The 17,318-nt window shown below is 43.7% G+C and carries 26 protein-coding genes and 6 pseudogenes; 2 read left to right on the top strand and 30 right to left on the bottom strand.

Annotated features, from left to right (window positions below; all coding sequences use genetic code 11):
- The 5 genes and pseudogenes from BFG58_RS12195 to BFG58_RS12205 all read right to left on the bottom strand — a co-directional run.
- Positions 1 to 425: pseudogene (locus BFG58_RS12195) on the bottom strand (filamentous hemagglutinin); the annotation flags it as partial.
- A 53-nt stretch (positions 426 to 478) separates the two neighbouring features.
- Positions 479 to 778 carry a hypothetical protein gene (locus BFG58_RS23225; protein WP_083261477.1) on the bottom strand — a complete coding sequence of 100 codons (300 nt, stop codon included), beginning with the start codon at positions 776 to 778 and terminating at the stop codon, positions 479 to 481.
- A 238-nt stretch (positions 779 to 1,016) separates the two neighbouring features.
- The gene (locus BFG58_RS23850) at positions 1,017 to 1,448 is read right to left on the bottom strand and encodes a hypothetical protein (RefSeq protein ID WP_139125308.1); all 432 of its coding nucleotides are present in this window, start codon (positions 1,446 to 1,448) and stop codon (positions 1,017 to 1,019) included.
- A 68-nt stretch (positions 1,449 to 1,516) separates the two neighbouring features.
- Positions 1,517 to 1,852 (bottom strand): hypothetical protein, encoded by a 336-nt coding sequence (locus BFG58_RS12200; protein ID WP_069719873.1) that lies wholly within the window; start codon positions 1,850 to 1,852, stop codon positions 1,517 to 1,519.
- Positions 1,852 to 2,806 (bottom strand): annotated as a pseudogene (locus BFG58_RS12205) (DNA/RNA non-specific endonuclease); the annotation flags it as partial. The pseudogene BFG58_RS12205 and the gene BFG58_RS12200, both read right to left, overlap by 1 nt.
- Positions 2,807 to 3,006: 200 nt before the next feature.
- Between BFG58_RS12205 and BFG58_RS23230 the strand changes: the two are divergent.
- On the top strand, positions 3,007 to 3,165 hold the full coding sequence (locus BFG58_RS23230; protein WP_074180440.1) for a SymE family type I addiction module toxin: 159 nt from the start codon (positions 3,007 to 3,009) through the stop codon (positions 3,163 to 3,165).
- 82 nt (positions 3,166 to 3,247) lie between these two features.
- Here BFG58_RS23230 and BFG58_RS12210 read toward each other — a convergent pair whose 3' ends face one another.
- The 3 genes and pseudogenes from BFG58_RS12210 to BFG58_RS23240 all read right to left on the bottom strand — a co-directional run.
- A complete protein-coding gene (locus BFG58_RS12210; protein ID WP_059180798.1) occupies positions 3,248 to 3,499 on the bottom strand; it encodes a MafI family immunity protein in 252 nt (83 codons plus the stop codon).
- A gap of 10 nt (positions 3,500 to 3,509) precedes the next feature.
- Positions 3,510 to 4,211, bottom strand: coding sequence for an EndoU domain-containing protein (locus tag BFG58_RS23235; RefSeq protein ID WP_368072906.1), 702 nt, complete (start codon positions 4,209 to 4,211; stop codon positions 3,510 to 3,512).
- A 30-nt stretch (positions 4,212 to 4,241) separates the two neighbouring features.
- A pseudogene (locus BFG58_RS23240) lies at positions 4,242 to 5,081 on the bottom strand (VENN motif pre-toxin domain-containing protein); the annotation flags it as partial.
- Positions 5,082 to 5,092: 11 nt separating this feature from the next.
- Between BFG58_RS23240 and BFG58_RS24300 the strand changes: the two are divergent.
- A pseudogene (locus tag BFG58_RS24300) lies at positions 5,093 to 5,417 on the top strand (AAA family ATPase); the annotation flags it as partial.
- A 201-nt stretch (positions 5,418 to 5,618) separates the two neighbouring features.
- On the opposite strand, the gene BFG58_RS12225 reads toward BFG58_RS24300, so the two are convergent.
- From BFG58_RS12225 to BFG58_RS23275, 22 genes and pseudogenes are all read right to left on the bottom strand, one after another.
- Positions 5,619 to 6,053, bottom strand: coding sequence for a hypothetical protein (locus tag BFG58_RS12225; RefSeq protein WP_302622418.1), 435 nt, complete (start codon positions 6,051 to 6,053; stop codon positions 5,619 to 5,621).
- 661 nt (positions 6,054 to 6,714) lie between these two features.
- Complete coding sequence (locus BFG58_RS24305; RefSeq protein ID WP_233099198.1) at positions 6,715 to 6,954, bottom strand: hypothetical protein; 240 nt, start codon at positions 6,952 to 6,954, stop codon at positions 6,715 to 6,717.
- A 138-nt stretch (positions 6,955 to 7,092) separates the two neighbouring features.
- Positions 7,093 to 7,416 carry a DUF6572 domain-containing protein gene (locus BFG58_RS12235; protein ID WP_048226950.1) on the bottom strand — a complete coding sequence of 108 codons (324 nt, stop codon included), beginning with the start codon at positions 7,414 to 7,416 and terminating at the stop codon, positions 7,093 to 7,095.
- Between the two features lie 2 nt (positions 7,417 to 7,418).
- Positions 7,419 to 7,694 (bottom strand): hypothetical protein, encoded by a 276-nt coding sequence (locus tag BFG58_RS23855; protein ID WP_139125309.1) that lies wholly within the window; start codon positions 7,692 to 7,694, stop codon positions 7,419 to 7,421.
- A gap of 264 nt (positions 7,695 to 7,958) precedes the next feature.
- A complete protein-coding gene (locus BFG58_RS23250) occupies positions 7,959 to 8,144 on the bottom strand; it encodes a CPCC family cysteine-rich protein (RefSeq protein WP_071530933.1) in 186 nt (61 codons plus the stop codon).
- The gene (locus BFG58_RS24310; protein ID WP_254665199.1) at positions 8,144 to 8,659 is read right to left on the bottom strand and encodes a hypothetical protein; all 516 of its coding nucleotides are present in this window, start codon (positions 8,657 to 8,659) and stop codon (positions 8,144 to 8,146) included. The genes BFG58_RS23250 and BFG58_RS24310 overlap by 1 nt, the downstream gene beginning before the upstream one ends.
- Positions 8,660 to 8,854: 195 nt before the next feature.
- The gene (locus BFG58_RS12245; RefSeq protein WP_083261478.1) at positions 8,855 to 9,250 is read right to left on the bottom strand and encodes a hypothetical protein; all 396 of its coding nucleotides are present in this window, start codon (positions 9,248 to 9,250) and stop codon (positions 8,855 to 8,857) included.
- Positions 9,247 to 10,171 (bottom strand): annotated as a pseudogene (locus BFG58_RS24315) (DUF6862 domain-containing protein); the annotation flags it as partial. The gene BFG58_RS12245 and the pseudogene BFG58_RS24315, both read right to left, overlap by 4 nt.
- A gap of 201 nt (positions 10,172 to 10,372) precedes the next feature.
- Positions 10,373 to 10,738, bottom strand: a complete 366-nt coding sequence (locus tag BFG58_RS12255; protein ID WP_069719876.1) for a hypothetical protein — start codon at positions 10,736 to 10,738, stop codon at positions 10,373 to 10,375.
- Positions 10,735 to 10,977: a hypothetical protein gene (locus BFG58_RS12260; protein WP_069719877.1), complete on the bottom strand. Its 243-nt coding sequence runs from the start codon at positions 10,975 to 10,977 to the stop codon at positions 10,735 to 10,737. Before BFG58_RS12260 ends, BFG58_RS12255 begins: the two co-directional genes overlap by 4 nt.
- 105 nt (positions 10,978 to 11,082) lie before the next feature.
- Positions 11,083 to 11,310 (bottom strand): Imm31 family immunity protein, encoded by a 228-nt coding sequence (locus tag BFG58_RS12265; protein WP_023326403.1) that lies wholly within the window; start codon positions 11,308 to 11,310, stop codon positions 11,083 to 11,085.
- Between the two features lie 14 nt (positions 11,311 to 11,324).
- Entirely contained in the window at positions 11,325 to 11,561 is a 237-nt protein-coding gene (locus BFG58_RS24445; RefSeq protein ID WP_217627978.1) for a polymorphic toxin type 17 domain-containing protein, read from the bottom strand.
- A 20-nt stretch (positions 11,562 to 11,581) separates the two neighbouring features.
- The gene (locus tag BFG58_RS24190) at positions 11,582 to 12,208 is read right to left on the bottom strand and encodes a DUF6862 domain-containing protein (RefSeq protein ID WP_368072907.1); all 627 of its coding nucleotides are present in this window, start codon (positions 12,206 to 12,208) and stop codon (positions 11,582 to 11,584) included.
- A gap of 258 nt (positions 12,209 to 12,466) precedes the next feature.
- A complete protein-coding gene (locus tag BFG58_RS12275) occupies positions 12,467 to 12,961 on the bottom strand; it encodes a hypothetical protein (RefSeq protein ID WP_069719879.1) in 495 nt (164 codons plus the stop codon).
- A complete protein-coding gene (locus tag BFG58_RS23270; protein ID WP_083261479.1) occupies positions 12,958 to 13,728 on the bottom strand; it encodes a hypothetical protein in 771 nt (256 codons plus the stop codon). The genes BFG58_RS12275 and BFG58_RS23270 overlap by 4 nt, the downstream gene beginning before the upstream one ends.
- A 409-nt stretch (positions 13,729 to 14,137) precedes the next feature.
- Positions 14,138 to 14,629, bottom strand: coding sequence for a hypothetical protein (locus tag BFG58_RS12285; protein WP_069719880.1), 492 nt, complete (start codon positions 14,627 to 14,629; stop codon positions 14,138 to 14,140).
- 1 nt (position 14,630) lies between these two features.
- Positions 14,631 to 14,894, bottom strand: coding sequence for a hypothetical protein (locus tag BFG58_RS12290; RefSeq protein WP_069719881.1), 264 nt, complete (start codon positions 14,892 to 14,894; stop codon positions 14,631 to 14,633).
- Between the two features lie 14 nt (positions 14,895 to 14,908).
- Complete coding sequence (locus tag BFG58_RS12295; RefSeq protein WP_069719882.1) at positions 14,909 to 15,373, bottom strand: hypothetical protein; 465 nt, start codon at positions 15,371 to 15,373, stop codon at positions 14,909 to 14,911.
- 127 nt (positions 15,374 to 15,500) lie between these two features.
- Positions 15,501 to 15,587: pseudogene (locus tag BFG58_RS24320) on the bottom strand (recombinase XerD); the annotation flags it as partial.
- Positions 15,588 to 15,706: 119 nt separating this feature from the next.
- Positions 15,707 to 16,117: a hypothetical protein gene (locus tag BFG58_RS12300; RefSeq protein WP_048226965.1), complete on the bottom strand. Its 411-nt coding sequence runs from the start codon at positions 16,115 to 16,117 to the stop codon at positions 15,707 to 15,709.
- A gap of 5 nt (positions 16,118 to 16,122) precedes the next feature.
- Positions 16,123 to 16,764: a hypothetical protein gene (locus BFG58_RS12305; RefSeq protein ID WP_069719883.1), complete on the bottom strand. Its 642-nt coding sequence runs from the start codon at positions 16,762 to 16,764 to the stop codon at positions 16,123 to 16,125.
- A 336-nt stretch (positions 16,765 to 17,100) separates the two neighbouring features.
- Positions 17,101 to 17,286 (bottom strand): CPCC family cysteine-rich protein, encoded by a 186-nt coding sequence (locus BFG58_RS23275; protein ID WP_071530933.1) that lies wholly within the window; start codon positions 17,284 to 17,286, stop codon positions 17,101 to 17,103.
- Positions 17,287 to 17,318 lie beyond the last annotated feature (32 nt).

Below are 17,318 nucleotides of genomic sequence, written 5' to 3' on the forward strand. Positions count from 1 at the left end.
GTGCTCTGCCCCGTTCCCATGCCAGACTGGTTAAACGCTTCGTTATAGAAGGTCTGGTACATCTGGTCATGAATCGCCTGATCGGTAACCTCTTTACCGTCTTTTTTCAGCTGGCTGATGGCGGCGTTACGCGCATCGCTGCCCGCGGTTTTCATCTTCTCGTTGGCCGCTTCCGTGGCCGCAATCTTGCCGTTAGTGCGCGCAATATCCGCAACCTGATTGCCGATCTCGCCAATCATTTGCGCGGTTTGCAGGCGTTTCTGCTCTTTCTCTTTGTTAAAGATCGGGTCGATACTGCCGTTGGCATGGTCAGTGTCACGGCTGAGCGTGCTGACGTCCTGCTTCTGGTTAGCCTGGTCGCGAACAATGATATTACCGGATAAAAAAGCAGCCTTAAAAAAACCGCAAACTGAAGGCGGGACCAAATATGGGCATTAGCAGGTCTACTCTGCTGAGTTATGCATTTTAATTAAGAATATCATTTACTTAAAGGAGATTTTTCCCATACATCATCTTTTGAGTTCCGCCATGCGCACCACCCCAAAGGGAGGTCTGCTAATATAGTAATAGTATGATCAATATTAACTATTTCTTGAAGGCTAACTAAAACAGCATCATTTTCATTAACTGAATCAGAACCACTTATATGAAATTGCCAGGCGCCATCGTCACTATCATGGGAAACATAAGCTATCCACGCCCCTGAAGTGATAATTTTTCTATTAGCAATAACTGCAATATTTGGTGGCTCTATAAACTTCCATACTGTTTTATTCATTATTCATTACCTTAATTATTCGATTTTAGCCTATCTTTCTCTCAAAGACAAAACTTGAGCATGTCAATAACTATTTGTACCTTTTCCAATAGATAAAGAGATGGTAATTCAGATTGGAATGCGTCACGGGACACCTATTGTACTAAAATTAATACCCTATATCTCTATCATCAGGGCGTTAAATTCTATCAAGTAGATAATGGTATTTGGTTAACTTAATTAATTTCTCCAGCACAAATCATTCACGAGGAATAGAAAATTCAGAGCTCAAAATCACATTTTCAGCAAATATTTCTAAAGAAATATTTTCAGAAAGGAAAATAATCTTATAGTGTTTTATGTGCCTTATTCCACCAAAATGCCTACTCCATGCAATTGCAACTTCAGAGTCAGGATATTCGATCAGGGTTCCAGTTAATGGAGTCCTGGCATCGCTGGAGTAATCTATATCGAGTCTGGACAATCCAGGGAAAGAGGTGTGATGAAAATCACACACCTTATCAAATCGTAACTCCCTATAGTTAGGACCCTGATTCTCATTTGCAGCATCATATTCAATCTTAACGATAAATTCTAAGTCTCTGGACTCAATAGACACTGAATTTTCACCATATGATGGTAACCAGTCATAAGGATCTAAGATTGAGACTGCAATTCCTGATTTCATCATTTCCTCCCACGATGTATATCTGTACTTCCTGTTTCCGGAAGTTTGTTCCTAGTTAATTGACCGGTGAATCAATCTTCGTATTTAAATTCAATATTAATCTTTAAAGCCTCTACATATACTGTCACTTCACAGCCATGCCAGAATGGCTTTTCCTGAGATTTAAAGTTATCTAGAAAATAATTTCTTAATTCCACAAGAAAATCAAATAAATCACCGTTTGCTTGTGCCCCTGCCGAAAACCAATCAGTATTGCCAGTATCTGCATTTATATAGTCAAATTCACATTTACAATGATCATTTTCAGGAGACAGTTCTGCTCTCATGATCACTTTGGATGCATTTTCAGGCGCAATGGATAGCAGTACTGAACCTATATCATTATAAATCTCTTGATCAGTCCTCACTACTTACCTCCGGGTACATTTTTAAACGTTTCAGATACCGGCCTTCCGCCATTTATAGAGTACTCAACATAGAATTTATCCGGCCTTACGCTGTTACCTGTATAAGATGGCTGGATATTAACTTTAACATCTTTACCTTCACTTAATGCCTTAGCCCAAGTGTTTTGCATACTTTTCCAGGCACCTTTATTAAGGTTTCCATCCATTGGTAGCAGGTTTAATTTTTCACCTGGACCATTAAATATACTGGCTATTAAATGCCCACCTTCATCTCCAAGATTACCACATCTACCCGCCTTACATTGCTGATAACCATTCCGGTCTTTCACATTTGCGCTAAGAGTTGCTTCAACCTGAGTGGGTCTGGCCAGGTTATCAGTGTGATAAGTCTTATCGCCGTCCACTTTATAAATAGTGTTCGGCTCCGGCTTGTTCATCGCCTTGTTCCAGGCACCTTTCTTGCCCGAGTCAACCACAACGATATTTTTCCCTGTGGTTCCAGCCGCAGGCTTCCCGCCTTTACCCAACCCACCGGTCACGGCTGCCATTGCCGCTCCCGCTAAAATTTCGGCTCTCTGACTGTCAAGACCATACTGTTTTTCCAGCCGTTGGGCAAAGTCAGTACTGCTCACTATCCCTGACTCATCCATCTGCTGCATCAACAGAACGGATAAGTCATTCTTCATTGCCCACGGAATATCTTCACCCAATGCCCTGTCTATGGCTTCGTGAACCAACAAACTGTTAGCAGGGATGTCACCGTACTTCTCTTTGCAGGCTGTCGGGCTCGAAGCACATGTTGCGATCAGTTCATTACGCTGCTTGAGACTCAGATCTTCCATTTCTTTCACGATCTGACCACAGTCACCACGGGCCTCACAACCTTTCGCCCTCGCCGCAAAGTTATCGATCTGATCAGCACTCAGCGAGTTATTCTCAACAACAACTCTTTCCGACGCAGGTTGCTACGATGAACCCATTTTTTCCCTGTATCATCAGCATGTTATAACCACTTTTTCCCGGTGCATTTTACTGAACCGTATGCAACATCCCGATACGCGGTTTTGCTCCCCGTTTTCTCTTTCCCCATCGCTGTTAAAGAGCCTGTAAACGCGATTCTACGCCAAAGATCTTTTTCCAAAGCACAGCGGCGGATGAAGATCGGCTATGTCAGTATCCGGCATCTTTACCACCACAACTACACTGCCACCTGGTTTTCCCACAGCCCCAGCCTGCGCCTGAATGGTAACTGGATGGCAGAAGCGGGATTCAGCACCGACACGCCGGTCATTGTCAGCGTGGCACAGGGATGACTGGTAATCGAGCCGGTTAAGGGCTGACGGTTAATAAGAAGATCCCGGCCTGAGGCCGGGATTAGTCATAGCTATCAGGATGTTATTTTTCTGGATTGATATATGTATATCTACTATCTATTTCTAGTCCAAGATCATTAGCTATTTTAAGCACTTGTGTGTATTCATCTTTGCTAATCACAACATCATAATCAGCGATGTGATCACATAGCGTTTCGAATGCTAATACGTTCTCTGAGAACCCAATATAATCTAGGGCAAAGTCAACTAGCGAAGGATCCAATCGGTCCTTTAACCCTTCACCTAAAGATCTAATTTTGTCATTAATATCCATTGCGCCCACACTATTTCTTAATTGGCTTTAAAGCTGGAGGTGTCGGATTATTATCCGGGAACGCTGTTACTATTTTCCCACTAGCTGGCTCGTATACCACACGAACTCTAACACCTTCTCGCTCTTCCCAGGCAACCCATCTTGCTGGTCTTCCTGCATTTGTATACGTCCCGCCCGTTCCGGTCTGGGCAAACCATTTGGTATCGGGTGAAGTGGCTATATCACCCACAGTATGAACAACCTTGTCTGCTGACCAACTTTGAGGGAAAACTGTTTTTCCTGGATTTCCGGGATACAGATGTCCACCTTGTGTGGGGCTATCCCCATATAAAATATGCTGTTTCGCTTCCGGCGAAAGGATATCCACATATTTCTGGTTTGCAGGTGATAATCCAAGATCGGAGCTTTTCGCAACAGATAAAAACGCTTTAGCTGCTACATACTGAATCAGTTTTGCTTCACTCGTCGGCACACCACTCGCCAGGATTTCCGCAGCTTGTTGCGGTGTCATTTCTCCATTTGCGGTCAACGCACTGACCGGAACCCCAAAGAATTCGCCCCAGGCAGTCAACAGACCTTTAACGGCATCCTGCCCTTCAGGTATCTGACCCTGTGAGTTTTTAATCAGTGCTTCTGTTAACTCATCTGCTGTAGCGCCATTCTGGATCATACTGGCTGCAAGCGACTGCTGGGATAACCCCATATCAGCCATGCCTTTTCCGAAGCTGTTCGGACCCAGCGCATTATTCTCAACCGTCGTCTTGCCCGCCTGAGCCGCCGCTACCGCGTTCGCACTGCGGTCTCCGACAAGCCCGCCAGCCAGGCCAGAAGCCAGTGTCGCCAGCGCAGATACCGTCTGTTTATCTTCCTCACTCAGTTCGCTGACCTGTTTGCCAAAACCGTCAACCGCAATCTTACCGGCCAGCTTGTCTACCGCAATTTTGCCGACAAGCTCACCCACCGCTGCACCGGCTGCGGCCGACGCCCCATCTCTGCCGGAAGCGGCTGCAAGTGCGGCGTTGACAACCGCATGGGCCAGCACGCGTCCCTTAAGATCCGTCTCCGGGATGGCATTCGCGATGGCATTGGCGATATACGGCGCGGCACCACCCGCAATCGCAGCTTTAATATCGCCACCTGCCAGCGCCTGAATGGCCGCCGTTGCTGCCGTGATGGCGCGCTGGGTGCTCTGCCCCGTTCCCATGCCAGACTGGTTAAACGCTTCGTTATAGAAGGTCTGGTACATCTGGTCATGAATCGCCTGATCGGTAACCTCTTTACCGTCTTTTTTCAGCTGGCTGATGGCGGCGTTACGCGCATCGCTGCCCGCGGTTTTCATCTTCTCGTTGGCCGCTTCCGTGGCCGCAATCTTGCCGTTGGTGCGCGCAATATCCGCAACCTGATTGCCGATCTCGCCAATCATTTGCGCGGTTTGCAGGCGTTTCTGCTCTTTCTCTTTGTTAAAGATCGTGTCGATGCTGCCGTTGGCATGGTCAGTGTCACGGCTGAGCGTGCTGACGTCCTGCTTCTGGTTAGCCTGGTCGCGAACAATGATAGCACCGTCGGCTACCGCTGACTGCGTGACCGCTGCCGCTAAAGCTGATACGTATCCTTGGCCAGGCCTTCCCCATCTGCGTGTTTTACAGCGACAACACCGGCGGAGTTCTCCGACGGCATCCTGCGCTTTCTGTACCTGGCGGTAGCGCTGTTAAGCCCGCGCCCACCGGCATTTATCGCGTTGAACGAACCGGAAAACTGACTGCATTCTCAGATGCTGCCCGCCGGCCAGCCGCTACTCGCAGATCTGGCTCACCAGCCACTCGCCGGTGCTTGCGCCGTTGATTGAGAAGCAGCGATCGTTTCGCTGTATCAGCTGTCGAGGGTGGAGGGGGAGACGCGGGTGGAGAGGCTGGGGTAGCTTAACCCCAAAACTAAAATGGCCGCCAGAATTTTCAATCTGTTATCAATTTTCGGTCTGCCGAGTCTTCTGGCCGACAATTTTTACCTCAGCGTACCCTCTTCAACCGAGAGGGATAATATGGTTAATTTTACCAATCAACTAAAATTGTCCCAAAATAACTTATTCCTCAGAAAAAAGTTCTATACTCATGAGAAGAAATTATCTCATAAGCGTCACTCTGCATAATTTATCATTTTTATTGAACTGCAGATGCATCGCATAACTCTTTTCCTCATATTTTATCCAGCGATTCATATAACCAAGAAGTGCATCTTCCGCCCCCCCCCCTGAAGATGAGGGCACTCCAAAATGATGAATAACTTCAGACTCAGAACAACCAAAAGATAACGGTAAATCACCTTTAAATTTGGAAAATCCTTCATCAGCCTCAATGTAAAAACTAATTTGATCCACGATCCCATTATCCAATAAAAATAATATACCTGAACCGATGAATGAATAATATTCTCTATCACCTAAAACACTTTCATCACGTTTAGGTAATTCATTAAACTCTTGAGAAAGATGGATGAATCTTTCATCCATCTTCTGGCAGCCTAACATTTCGACAAAATCATTCCACATCAACATCACTTAATCACTCCAGTCTGACGATTTTTATCAATAATCTGTTTTATTGCGTCATCAACCTGCTTGGGATCATATCCACGCTCAATCATGTTACCTCTTAGCGCATCTGTATCCCTACATATCGCACCACAAAGATCAAGTGCATCTTGTTGAACTTGTTCTGGTGTATAGTCCGTCGCAGTTCTTCGCCTTAAACTCGTCAACCGCGTCTTTCAGTTGCTGCTGCGCGTCCTTGTATCTGTCCTCCGGCTTTTTACCCGTTGCCAGATAATCAGCAGCTTCACTGAGCGAGTTATTCTCAACAACAACTCTTTCCGATACAGTTATTGAGAATTTATGGGTGATTTCCCAATGTAGTTAGGAGGTTACAGTCCATTTTTGTTAAGGAGTTTCGGTGCTTCCAATATTTTTCCCGGACGCGCATTTTTGGCCTGAATACGCTACCGCCCTAGAGTGACTCGTATCTGCCACTCCAGCATCATTCCAAAAAACTACAGCATCACTGCGAACGCCGAAGTTTTGGCTTTATATTTCAATTAAGATATTCCTTTGATACGTTGCCAGTATCAAAAAACTCTTTTAAGATCTTTACAATAAGTTAACAGTCTTTTGTAACCTGAGATTCCGGCCAGTAATCTCCAAGAATCACCATTCCTGTATCAGGTTAAGATGAATCCCAGTACGTTCTTATTTGATATTCATCTTTGACAATTTCACCTAATGTTATTAAGTAATAACTATTCTCCGTTCTGACCTGAAGCATTCCAGCGCTATCATCGCTATTATTAAGTATATCAAGAGTAAGGGTTCCTTTTCTTCCCTGAATTTGTTTAAACTGATTTAATACCATATCCCAATTTGAGATCTGTTTATTTCCACCTGTTTTGTCCAGTGTCCAACTCATTTTGAAAGTCATTTTATTCCCTAGCCTTGAGAGATTTCATGCCAGGCTGCCAGTAGAGAACTGATCATGAGAAGGTATAAAAGATAGAGCCTGAACAAGCAGGCTCATAAAACAATAAAAACATCACATTAGCTATACTTACTTTAACTGTAGCTTTACATTAATCCCAGCCAAAACACTTTCAACTTTATCAAAGAAAAACAGAACATCTTTCGGCGGAGAATTTTTGAAGTAAATCTCAATAATTTTCTTTGTTTTCCCTTTAGATTTAGGGAAACTTTCTTCCATGTGCCCACTGTCTATAAACTCAATATATGAATTTATTTTTTCCTGTAATTTATACAAATGATCATTTGTGTTCTCACCCCAAGCCAGATGATCTGATATAGCCAGACTGATAGCGTCTGGCTCATTTTCAGGGATTCCCATAAAATCAATTTTATTAAGGTCTTCTACTGACATATTTAACCTTTATCTTTGCCTGGTCTTATCACGTCAATCTTTGTTGGTGGAATCACTGTCCCACCATCAAATCCGGGTTTGCCTACTCCCGTAATCACACCACCACTATTTTCTATTTCTGGGTAGCCGATCTTTTGATTAGGCGTTAAAGGTGCTGTCTCTGAGCTTTTACATTCGACACAGAAAATATTCCCGCTACTATCTTTCGTCATAATATCCACTCTAACATTTACCCCACTTCCAGTTTTGATTGTAACCTCTCTGCCTGAATCGGTCATTCCCTGTGAATATTTTTGATAAATGCTATCTTCGAATGCTTTTCCCTGATCATAGTTCTGGCGAATTTTATTCGCTGGGTTTGGAGATAGGGTGCCATTTTTTGGCGTGCTATCAAAAGTATAATAACTACCATTATTACTGTAAATAGCGTTACCCGATGAGTCTGTTTTCCCTGTATTGGTATATTTTTCGCTGTTAAGCGTTTCAAGGGGTTAAAGGCTGATAAAACGATCCCAGCTCAATGGCTGGGATCGTTTTATCAGTTACTGTTTGTTAAATGCTCGTTTCGCCTCATTTAAATTCGAAGAGTTTGCCCCGCCAGAAAAATCTGGATCAGCCGATTGTACAGGGTCATCTTCCCACCCACATACAGGGCAAATTTCATAACAACCCAGCTCATCAATTGTTTTATTTCCACAGCATGGACAAGGATAAGAGCCATTATTCATCATTGTTTTTTCCAATATTCGAGACCTTCCTCTGGTTTAAACATTGTACGCGGTACACCATTTATATCTTTTGAAGCAAAGACATTAGTCGCAGGATTGTAATACAGCGTGTCTCCGTTAGGGCGAGTTTTAGTTAAGGTACCTTTCGGTGGGGTTGTCATAAAATTATGGGCTGCATCAACATATTGCTTAGCATTCTGATACTCAGGAAATTCTTTCCCATGTTTTGTCCAGTGTCCATAGGCATTACCCAAAGGTTCTGCTTTCTTGGTTTCTGTCCTAATCTGAGTATCTTTAAATTTGCCACCAATCGGAACTGCTTCAATGCCAAGTCCAGCAGTTCCAGGAATCGGCTTGCCATCTTCGTCAAACAACACCCCGGGCCTGGCAAGGTTATAAACTTTTGGCAACCGGTCGCCATGCTCTTTCTCAAACTCTTCCTCATCATGCCCTGGGCTGAGCGTGTTATTCTCAACAACAATTCGATCCTGTGTACATTGCTGTGATGATAACATTTTTCCCTGTATTTTCCGTGATTTACAGCCGTTTTCCCTGCTGTACTTCCGGCGCGGCAACTTTTTGCCCCGATGCGCGTTTTTGACTAGGAGATGCCACCGCCCCGCCGTGACACAGAGTCTGCCGCCCACTATCAAATCAGAAAACTATATCACCACAGGCGATGCTGGATGCTGTAGTCTGGGATCTATATATCAATTAAGAAGGTCAGTTGATACGTTGCCAGTATTGAAAAACTCTTTAAAGATCTTTACCACAAGGTCAAAGTCTTTTGTAAGTTGGCGTTCAGGCCAATAATTACCACGGATAATGACATGCCCTCCAGATGACGACGTTTTATCCCATATGGATCTTACATCTCCTCCGGATTCATCATATTCAAGTAAAGTGACCAGATAAAATCCGTTCTCAGCCTCAACACTAAGTCTTTCAGGTCCAATATCTGGAGCATTGATAATTCTGATATTCACGCTGCCACTGCTATTCTTCAAAATATTTAAAAAGTCGAGCACGTCAGACCATGAAGGATACTTATTTATGACATACATCTCACCATCAAACAAACGAGAAAGTTCATAATTCATCATCATTTTGCAGGTCCTCTATTCTCAATTTTTTTCATTCCTTGCTGCCAAAAGAGAACATTATCTGTCGTTTCTTCGTATATTGTTAATGACTTTAAGCCAGCTTTTTCAGCCATAACTTTTACATCACTCAAACAATAATTGCATACCTCTTTGCCACCTACACTCATAGTCATTTCACGCCCTTGAGTCATTCCTTTGTCAAAGGCCTGCTGAATCACACCAACTTCCGCATGAGCAGTCCCCATATTTCCATTGGGGTAATTTTTATCAGGACGTTTATCGATCTTAGCCTGAACAACATCGTTAATAAGAGTCGGCTTGTTGAAATCAGCTAACTGTGAACGTCTTATACCTTGGTTGGTGTCAGAAAACTTCACTCCATCCATATTTCCCTTGGCTACGGCTTTTAGATTGGCATCACCAACTTTACTTAATTGTTTTGCCGCAGCAGAACCCAAAATTGGTGTTAACGAAGCCGCAATGATCTCCAGACCCTGTTTCGTTTCGGTGTAGCTTTCTGCGGTCTGACGATCCACCCCTTTGGTGACCATGAAATAGTTAAACATGGCATCTTTCACCTGCTGCTGATTCTGTTCATCAACGCTAGTGATATCAAGGAGATTGACTATCTGCCCATACGCATCAGCGTACTGTTGGCTATAATTCGAGTTATAAGGGCCATCTTCATACCCCCTCTTTTGAGGCAATGGCTTTTAGTCTTGCACCAGCACACGCTGAGCTTCCCGCGTTACCATTACCACACGCATCAATAACTTCCTTATCACTGGCGATATCTTTCTCAAGTAATGCGTCATATTTCTGCTGTGCTTTCTCGCGCTCTGCCGGATCAGTACTGTTTTTAAGTGTCTGTTTCGCCAGCTCAAGCTCAGTTTTATCAGACACACTCAGATAGTTATTCTCAACAACAACTCTCTCCGACGCAGGTTGCTGCGATGAAGCCGGTTTTCCAATTTACTTTCAGCTACTTACAATCGGCTTTTCATGCTGTACTTCCTGCCCGAAAACCTTTTACCCCGACGCGCTTTTTTCGACCGTACACGCTACGGGCATTGTGGGTATGAAGAGGTCGATAAAACGATCCCGGCTCTATGGCCGGGATCTGTCTTACTTAATAGAATAATTATACTGCTCTGGTATTTTATAATTCTCTGGGAAATCGGCTACATGGGGAATTTTGACATAACGATCAATATCTTCTCTCGTTTGTTCAAAAATTCCAGATATCCCTGATAAAAAAGTTGATATCCGTAACAATGCTGCCTGCATTGCTAATTCATCTTTATTTTCTTTTGCAGCAAAAAACAGCTCGATTGTTAAGTTAAGATTTTTCATATCCTTTTGAAAACTTTGAACTATTGAAAAATCTTCAGCCAAATAAAGATCATCCTCATCGAGTTCTTCCCCTGCCTCATGCTTTAACAGCTCCAAATAGACATCTTTAAATTTATCTAAATTACTGATATCAATCATTTAGGCAATCTCTGACCTTTGGCTTTAGCCGCCTTAGTCTTTGCATCATTAAACGAACCATCAATATTCGGGACAGCTTTAACTTTTCCTTTACTATCAAAAACCTCGATATGATCTTTATGTAGCCCATCAAGATAGCGCTTATCGCCTTTAGCAATATAGTCTCCAACAGGCTTCTTCGCTTGATAAATACTCTGCCCCTGAAATATCTGACTAGTTTTCTGAGCGTTATCTTTCATTTGGCTACCAAAGCCGGGTTGCCAAGCGTAGCAAGGGATATTTTTCGGAAGTATAACCGCTGATAACACGATCCCGGCGCGAAAGCCGGAATTGACTCTACTCAGTTAATAAAAATCATCTTGCGTAAACTGTTTCCCTGTTGGGATAACTTCATCTTTATCAAAGGACAAAAGATATTCCTCGTCATAAAGCTTTATTGAGTACCCATAAAGTATTCCATCTTCTTCACTTATCCCCATAACCCCCCCTTTTTTACCTGCGTATTTCTTATTTGTTTCTTTGCAGTCAGGAGATATTTCCACTTCCTGATAAAAACCAATCTTATTTTCCATAATGCTTGCCTTGCTTATTTATGTGTTATTCGCCCATCAAGAGATACATTCAGATGCGAACCATCTCTTGTTGCCCAGCCAAGTTGAGCTTTGCCTTTTGGTGACAGTTGTACATCCCATTCAAAAGCCTGTCCTGCGGTACGCGATGGGCCTTTTACCCATTCATTACCGAATTTATCAAGGTAGCCATTATTCGGCCCCCGTGGTAATGGATTGCTGGGTGAGTAATTGCTATCAGGAACAAAGCGGATTTTACCTTGTGTTCGAAGTTCTACATATTTTTACGACCTTTGGTTGACCACGATTGCGCCGCACCTGCCGTCCCTGAAGGATTAAATGGAGGCTCTTCAACATATGATAGTTTGGTGACAGTAGATGTACTCTTTGCCGCATTAGCCGTTGTAACTGCACCTTTTGAGACCAGATACGAATTTACTGCCTGTAAATTCGCCCCCAGCGCCACAGAAGCAAGAATAATATCCGCTCCCTGCTTGGTTTTGGCATAACTCAGCGCCGTATCATAATCCACACCCGTGGCAGTCATAAAGTAGTTAGCCAGTCCTTCCGTTACCTTTTGCTGATTCTGTGCATCAGGCGTCGTACTGTTTAACAAGCCAACTAGCTGGCCATAAGCATCCGGATACTGCTGGCTGAACTTCGAGTTATAAGGCCCGATTTCATATCCGGCTTTCGCCGCATACGCTTTCGCTCTTTCCGTTGCACAACCCGCACTGTCTGCCTCGCCGTTGCCACAGGCATCAATCACCTTCTGGTCACGACTGATATTCAGTTCCGTCAGTTCAGCAACTTTCTTCTGTGCCGCTTCACGTACTGCCGGATCTGGGTCGTTCAGTTTCCGCTTCGCTATCTCAAGCTCAGTCTTTTCTGGCTGGCTCAGATAATTATTCTCAACAACAACGCTTTCCTGTGCATTCCGGCAGGAACAACACAGTTTTCCCAGTTAAGTCAGTAGCTTGCAGGCTATTTTTGCTAAGGTACATCTGCTGCTGCAATTTTTTGCGCTGTTAAGCGTTTTGGCCCCTCAGACGCTACCGCCCGGCCGTGACACCGGATCTGCTACCCCACCAACAGATCACTATGAAGACGTGATGCCACGACACACGCCTCAGAAGCGTCTGTAATTGGCTGAATAATTTTAGCGTTCTTTTCGAATCAAAGAGTCATACTCTCCAAATTCGGGGAACTGCTCATAATTTCCGGCTACATCGACCGTTGTTTGACTTTCGTCCAGTTTATAGGGATTAAACTGTTCTTCTCTTACCACAGCACTACCATCTTCATTAAAGATATATGTAGTGCCATGCGACACATTTAATATACCTGCACCTTCGCCATCGTGTTCAGCAAATTCACGATAAACAGCCATTGATAAAAACAAACGATTATCATCAAGAATTTTAAAATTGTATAGCAAATACTCTTGCAAGTTTTCATTTAAAAAACTTACCCCAACCCATCCTTTATTTTTCATTACTTCAATAAAACATGATGGCGTAGATTCTGAGCCAATGAGTGCGGTGTAAGACTCACCAGTCATATGATTTTTATATGCTTTCTTTTCTAGCCATACATCAATTGGTTTATTTTTTGCTCTAAACCATGATTTACAATAAAATACATCTTGCTTCATTGATAAACCTTCCCATTTGTATCACGTATTACCACCCCAGCCTTATCTGCTGCTTTCAAAACCGATTGTGGAATGGGTTTTACCTGAGGAGGAACTTCTAAAATATTAGTCCCACGCAACGCATCACCGCCAAATGAACCACTTGATGGAACTTTAGCAATGGTTGCACCTGCAGGGTATTTATTCACAGCCTCCCGGATGTAATTAGTCGCTGTTGATTCAGTGATATCAGAGAACTGCGTGAACTTACGTGACACTATCTCACCTGTAGCCGGGTTATATGAATCAACACGATAATAGTCGTTTCCGTTAGGTTTGTTCACATACAATTCATTGTACGGATAATTTTTAGACTGTTCTGCGTTAAACTTATTACCCGCCTGAACATTCTGCAACCATTCGGGCTTGGCCGATATCGTTTTGCCTGGTGTTGACGCGCCAGCTTTGCCCATCCCGCCGGTCACTGCACCAAGCACCGCCATTGCCAGGATTTCAGACTGCTGTTTGTCCATGCCATACCGGCTTTCCAGCTGGCTCGCAAACTCGGTACTGGTAACGACACCTTCCGCTTCCATCTGCTGTGCCCAGAATGAAGATAAGTCATTCTTCATTTCTGCCGGAACATCAGCATCAAACAGACCGTCAAGCGCCTTACGAACCAGCATGCCATTAGCCGGGATATCACCGTATTTCTCTTTACAGGCTGACGGGTTGGTGGAACAGACCGCAATCATTTCTTTCTGTTGATTGAGACTCAGATCCTCCATTTCCTTGACGATCTTATCGCAGTCGCCGCGAGCCTCACAGCCTTTGGCTTTTGCTGCAAAACCACCAATTTGATCAGCACTCAGCGCGTTATTCTCAACAACAACTATTTCCGACGCAGGTTGCTGTGATAAAACCAGCTTTTCCCTGTATTTTCCGTGAGTTACAGGCCATTTTTGCTAAGGCATTTCTACAGCAGCAACTTTTTGCCCCGACGCGCCTTTTTCATCCGAATACGCTACCGCCCCGACGCACAGCAGCCATGCCATCAGCTTTGTTATTCGCCCCATCATGCTTTCCTTGCTTCTTCCTTACGTGCATTCAGGCACCTAACCGTGAAAAAGGGGCAGTTGCCGATCCGGCCTGCTGAGTGACAGACAAAAAGATCACAACCTTAAAGGTTGGGTTCTTTTACTTAATCAGTAGACTTGATAATCTATCCTTATTAATTTCATCTGTAGTCACTAAGACAGCCTGAATACTTGAGTCAAGATTATCTTCATCTAGCCATGAAGCGTCTTTTCTTTTTAAATGGAATTTTATTGTTGGCAGTAATGTTTCATCATCCAACGATATAATAACATTTAGAACCCCAGAATGGCTTTCATTCCATTCCTTAATCATTGAATTACAAAAGACAATAGAATGTTGAAGGTAATTTTCACTTACGTAATCTTCTATATGGATAGAATTTACAAAACACTCCAAGGCTATTTCATCTTCAAAAGAATCAGGTTTAACCCCCCCACAATAACCGAAGAGTTTTTTTGATAAAAAACAACTAAATAACTCCACAAAACCCTGCTCAACAACTTCGTTTAGCTCGTAAGGAAGAGTAATTTTCTTCATATCCTCCCAACATATGGATTCTAGTTGAGGGAGCATTAAATAGTTAGCCAGCATATCATTTTTCCCCCAGATATTTAGTCATACCTTTATCTATAGCATTTTTGAAAGCCGAGTCTTTCAACTTATCATTCACATTTTTAGGTGCATCAGGGAAAGTTTGCGTGACAGAGTCATAATAGTACTTGTTGTTACTATTATCTTGATAATGTATTTGACCCGCTCTCTTTCCTGGTGCTGGGTTCTCAACATCAATTCTCTCTTTGCCTTTTCCCATCCACAATGTCTTGCTTGGAACTGTTGGGCCATTTATACCAAGCATTGCACCTTCTTTATTTAAGGTGTAATTAGCTTGGTGACCTTACTAATTCCCCACAACGCCGCTGCTACCGCACCAGCTACAATATCAGCCTGAATCGCATCCAGACCATAATCTTTCTGAAGGGCTTCCGAGACTTTGTTGGTTGAAATAACTCCATCGGCCTGGATCTGATGCATCCATGTTGCAGTATGATCATAAGCCATCTTTGCCGGAATGTCCTGACCCAGTGCTTTATCCAGCGCATGCTTCACCGCCATGCTATCAGCCAGCACATCACCATATTTCTGCTGACAGGTCGCCGGATTGGCCGCACAGTAACTGATAAGCTGCCGTTGCTGGGAGGTACTTAATTCCTCATACTTTCTGATAATGCCATCACAGTCACCGCCGCTGGCCTGACAGGACTTCATTTCAGCAGACCAGGCATCTATCTGTTTGCTGCTAAGATAATTATTCTCAACAACAACTCGTTCCGACACGGTTATTGAGAGCGCAAGACCGTTTTCCCTTTCGAGTCAGCAGGTTACAGCATGTTTTTGCTGACGGACTTTAACGCGATTAACATTTTGCCCCGACGCGCGTTTCTGGCCCGGAGACGCTACCGCCCAGCCTCGGCAGCTCAAGGTCTGCCGCCGGGTTCGCCAGTATCAGGTTCTGCTGCGTCATCTACCGGAACCACACCTGTAAGCTCTCCGCCCGCAATCAGCGGCAGGTGACGGATTTGATTGAAGTCATCATCAATCGCAGAAAAAGAACGATAACTGACTGGCAGATAAAGTAAAACCCCAGCCACAAGAGCTTGGGTTTTGTCATTAACGTAACCAAAACGGTGATTCATTTGGCTTTAATACATCGTATTGTTCTAAAGGTCGGTTTTTATCTTCTATATAATAAGGTGCATCAGTCACAGCAATTTTAAGTGGTTGATAAATTCCCCAACTGTTATAGAACATCTTCGCCGATTCGATACATGTTTCTATACCTGACAAATACTTAAGATATTTATCTTCATCGGAGGACAGTGCCAATTTAATATCTTTTATTATCGAATCCAGTTCTTCTAATTGCTCAAACTTTATATATTTATTATAAAGTCGGTTTGATATCTCACTGTTTTCATTGCCTTCCATTTTTTTATGAAAAAAATCCAAGAAGTCAATCATTTCAGAGGCAGTCCCTAGTTCTACTAGTGAACTCCCTCCCATAAACCCAATATGCCTCATACTCATTACCTCTTAAATTGAATATCTGTGGGTTTAATTGCCCCATTGGTTTTCTGAACAATCCCTTTAATGATTGCATCTTCCTGAATGGAGGTGACTTTTTGTCCGCGGATATCAATTACAACCTCTTGCCGCATTCCCGCAGGTAAATTTTTCTGCCGCTCAACAGCCTGTTTTGCTACATTATTAATCAACCCATTTTTGTTAGTCGTAATATTATAGTTCTTCACTTCAACACTACAAACATTTCCCTGACACCAGTCAGGGCGAACTCCACCTTTTGTACCGTAAGGAACCTCTTTGCCGTCTTTGAAACTGACTTGTTCGCGCCATCCGTCACCGAGATCTTTACCAACATCAAGCTCTGATTGCCTGTGGGATGGGCGAGCAACAGCTTCTATCTCGTTACTGGCTTTATTGATTAGTTTAGACGCAGTTTCGAGATCGCCCGCTTTGAGTGCCTTATCCGCACCTTTTAGAAAAGCACCGGCTTCATCGCCAAGCCCCGGCAGTATACCAACGACTGCGGCCAGATAACCCAGCGCACTGTCTGCTTCCTGGAAGCTCTTGATATCCCCATAAACAGGAATATAATCGCTGCCTGCTTCCGCAAAACCTGCCAGCAGTTCATCCCGGTGGGCGTCCATTTTCGCACCACAGACCGCTGCACTGAGTCCGGCGCAGTTCTTCGCCTTAAACTCGTCAACCGCGTTTTTCAGTTGCTGCTGCGCATCCTTGTATCTGTCCTCCGGCTTTTTAGCCGTTGCCAGATAATCAGCAACATCACTCAGCGAGTTATTCTCAACAACAACGCTTTCCTGTGCATTCCGGCAGGAACAACACAGTTTTACCTGTCCAGTCAGTAACTTACAGGGTGTTTTTGCTAAGGTACATCTGATGCAACTTTTTTCGCTGTTAAGCGTTTCAAGGGATTAAAGGCTGATAAAACGATCCCAGCTCAATGGCTGGGATCGTTTTATCAGTTACTGTTTGTTAAATGCTCGTTTCGCCTCATTTAAATTCGAAGAGTTTGCCCCGCCAGAAAAATCTGGATCAGCCGATTGTACAGGGTCATCTTCCCACCCACATACAGGGCAAATTTCATAACAACCCAGCTCATCAATTGTTTTATTTCCACAGCATGGACAAGGATAAGAGCCATTATTCATCATTGTTTTTTCCAATATTCGAGACCTTTCTC

Source organism: Enterobacter sp. ku-bf2, from assembly GCF_001742765.1.
GTDB classification, from domain to species: Bacteria; Pseudomonadota; Gammaproteobacteria; order Enterobacterales; family Enterobacteriaceae; genus Enterobacter; species Enterobacter quasiroggenkampii.

Bases quoted from the DNA above. Each gene is read 5' to 3' on its own strand.
- BFG58_RS23225 (WP_083261477.1), bottom strand. From the start codon at position 778: ATGAATAAAACAGTATGGAAGTTTATAGAGCCACCAAATATTGCAGTT.
- BFG58_RS23850 (WP_139125308.1), bottom strand. From the start codon at position 1,448: ATGATGAAATCAGGAATTGCAGTCTCAATCTTAGATCCTTATGACTGG.
- BFG58_RS23230 (WP_074180440.1), top strand. From the start codon at position 3,007: ATGAAGATCGGCTATGTCAGTATCCGGCATCTTTACCACCACAACTAC.
- BFG58_RS12210 (WP_059180798.1), bottom strand. From the start codon at position 3,499: ATGGATATTAATGACAAAATTAGATCTTTAGGTGAAGGGTTAAAGGAC.
- BFG58_RS23235 (WP_368072906.1), bottom strand. From the start codon at position 4,211: ATGGCTGATATGGGGTTATCCCAGCAGTCGCTTGCAGCCAGTATGATC.
- BFG58_RS24305 (WP_233099198.1), bottom strand. From the start codon at position 6,954: ATGAGTTGGACACTGGACAAAACAGGTGGAAATAAACAGATCTCAAAT.
- BFG58_RS12235 (WP_048226950.1), bottom strand. From the start codon at position 7,416: ATGTCAGTAGAAGACCTTAATAAAATTGATTTTATGGGAATCCCTGAA.
- BFG58_RS23855 (WP_139125309.1), bottom strand. From the start codon at position 7,694: ATGACCGATTCAGGCAGAGAGGTTACAATCAAAACTGGAAGTGGGGTA.
- BFG58_RS23250 (WP_071530933.1), bottom strand. From the start codon at position 8,144: ATGAATAATGGCTCTTATCCTTGTCCATGCTGTGGAAATAAAACAATT.
- BFG58_RS24310 (WP_254665199.1), bottom strand. From the start codon at position 8,659: ATGTTATCATCACAGCAATGTACACAGGATCGAATTGTTGTTGAGAAT.
- BFG58_RS12245 (WP_083261478.1), bottom strand. From the start codon at position 9,250: ATGATGATGAATTATGAACTTTCTCGTTTGTTTGATGGTGAGATGTAT.
- BFG58_RS12255 (WP_069719876.1), bottom strand. From the start codon at position 10,738: ATGATTGATATCAGTAATTTAGATAAATTTAAAGATGTCTATTTGGAG.
- BFG58_RS12260 (WP_069719877.1), bottom strand. From the start codon at position 10,977: ATGAAAGATAACGCTCAGAAAACTAGTCAGATATTTCAGGGGCAGAGT.
- BFG58_RS12265 (WP_023326403.1), bottom strand. From the start codon at position 11,310: ATGGAAAATAAGATTGGTTTTTATCAGGAAGTGGAAATATCTCCTGAC.
- BFG58_RS12275 (WP_069719879.1), bottom strand. From the start codon at position 12,961: ATGAAGCAAGATGTATTTTATTGTAAATCATGGTTTAGAGCAAAAAAT.
- BFG58_RS23270 (WP_083261479.1), bottom strand. From the start codon at position 13,728: ATGGAGGATCTGAGTCTCAATCAACAGAAAGAAATGATTGCGGTCTGT.
- BFG58_RS12285 (WP_069719880.1), bottom strand. From the start codon at position 14,629: ATGCTGGCTAACTATTTAATGCTCCCTCAACTAGAATCCATATGTTGG.
- BFG58_RS12290 (WP_069719881.1), bottom strand. From the start codon at position 14,894: ATGCTTGGTATAAATGGCCCAACAGTTCCAAGCAAGACATTGTGGATG.
- BFG58_RS12300 (WP_048226965.1), bottom strand. From the start codon at position 16,117: ATGAGGCATATTGGGTTTATGGGAGGGAGTTCACTAGTAGAACTAGGG.
- BFG58_RS12305 (WP_069719883.1), bottom strand. From the start codon at position 16,764: ATGGACGCCCACCGGGATGAACTGCTGGCAGGTTTTGCGGAAGCAGGC.
- BFG58_RS23275 (WP_071530933.1), bottom strand. From the start codon at position 17,286: ATGAATAATGGCTCTTATCCTTGTCCATGCTGTGGAAATAAAACAATT.